We start from the raw sequence: 1,628 nt of genomic DNA, 5'->3' as shown, positions 1-1,628 counted from the left end.
TGTTAAGAAAGATCTGACTAATGGATAGCTTGATAAGGGGGGCTTTGATCCCCCCAACCCCCCTTGATAAGGGGGGCTTTGATCCCTCCTTATTAAGGGGGATCTGACAATTTTTAACACCTAACTAATTAGAGAGGAAAAGAATACCCAAAAAGTTCTATTGACAACTTTTGCAAGAGAAATCAAGGACAAAATAAAGGATTTATAATCTCGGTTTCTGAACAGTCCACTGGGTTACGGGGGCCATTGCTTTCCAACCTAAAAACTTGCCGACTGGTTCGGCTTTTTCAATGCCAATTCGCAGCAGTTCCCCTCCTAATTTACTATGCCATTGCAAGAGGACTAATTCGCTTTCAATTGTAACAGTGTTGGCAACAAGACGACCCCCGGGGCGCAGGGCTAACCAACAGGTTTCCAGTAGGTGGGGTGTGGTGATACCGCCACCAATAAAAATAGCGTCCGGTTGCGGTAAATCTTCTAGGGCGCTCGGTGCGATTCCGGCGACGATTTGCAGATGGGGCGTTCCCAGGGCGGCGGCATTATCGGCAATGTATTGTAATCTGGTGGGATGATGTTCGATCGCAATAGCCTGGCAACGGCGATCGCTACGCAGCCACTCAATGGCAATGGAACCACAACCTGCCCCCACATCCCAGAGCAATTGTCCGGGTAGGGGAGCCAGTGTACTCAGAGTGATAGCACGAACTTCTCTTTTTGTCAACTGTCCGTCATGATGGTAAGCAGAATCCGGCAGTCCTGGAAGGCGCGGCGCCCGGGTGGGGGGATGGGAGGAGATGCAGCTAATGGCGATGACATTTAGATCCGCCAGATCTGTAAACTGCCAATCGTTGGCGATGCCTTGAATGTGGCGTTCCAGGGTTCCCCCTAGATGTTCTAAAACCGTGATGCGACTCTCGCCAAAACCTCCCTCCCAGAGCAGCCGAGCAGCGATCGCTGGAGTCTGGGCATCGGCACTCAGTACCAGCAGTTTAGCGCCGGGATAAAGCACCCCATTCAAGCAAGCCGGAGGCCGACCGCACAAACTCAAAGTTTCCACTTCACTCAGAGGCCAACCCAAACGACTACAGGCAAGACTGAAGGCAGAAGGAGAGGGAATAATCGTCATTTCCTCAAGGGGAATCTGACGGGTGAGGGTGACACCAATCCCGTAGCACATGGGATCACCACTGGCCAAAACACAGACGGATTGACCACGACGGCGGATAATCTCGTTAACAGAGTCTTGGATGGGAGAAGTCCAGAGCAGTTTTTGCCGTTGATCCTCTGAGGGTAACATTGCCAGATGACGTTCACCACCGACAATAACTGATGCTAAAGAAAGCAGACTTCGCCCCACCGAACTTAACCCTTCTAAGCCATCTTCACCAATTCCTATGATCGATAGCCATTTCGACTTACAATTGCGATCCGCCATATTAAAAAAAATCGCTACTATTTCATTATCTGCCATCAGGCTCTATCCTTCAAACAAGATATAATCGGGTTAGTGTCAAGTTAATTTAGAGGAAAAATTATGACCACCACCGCCGATGACGTTTGGAGATTATTAGCCGAATTAGTAGAAGCTCAAAAAGAGACAGAAAGATGCTTTCAAGAAACCGAGCGAC

Annotated in this window: 1 protein-coding gene and 1 pseudogene; one reads left to right on the top strand and one right to left on the bottom strand. The window is 49.3% G+C overall.

What is annotated here, in order from left to right; translation table 11 throughout:
• Positions 1–202 precede the first annotated feature (202 nt).
• On the bottom strand, positions 203–1,471 hold the full coding sequence (gene cbiE, locus PX636_RS12100) for a precorrin-6y C5,15-methyltransferase (decarboxylating) subunit CbiE (RefSeq protein ID WP_288117351.1): 1,269 nt from the start codon (positions 1,469–1,471) through the stop codon (positions 203–205).
• A gap of 63 nt (positions 1,472–1,534) precedes the next feature.
• Here cbiE and PX636_RS12095 point away from each other — a divergent pair.
• A pseudogene (locus tag PX636_RS12095) lies at positions 1,535–1,628 on the top strand (DUF3782 domain-containing protein); the annotation flags it as partial.

The organism is Microcystis sp. M53598_WE2 (assembly GCF_030067735.1).
Classification (GTDB): domain Bacteria; phylum Cyanobacteriota; class Cyanobacteriia; order Cyanobacteriales; family Microcystaceae; genus Microcystis; species Microcystis aeruginosa.
The sequence above is the reverse complement of the archived record's forward strand: the minus strand, read 5'-3'. Positions and strand labels throughout refer to the sequence as shown.

What these genes read in the sequence shown, in the direction of transcription:
- cbiE (WP_288117351.1), bottom strand. Translation starts at nt 1,471, where the DNA reads ATGGCAGATAATGAAATAGTAGCGATTTTTTTTAATATGGCGGATCGC.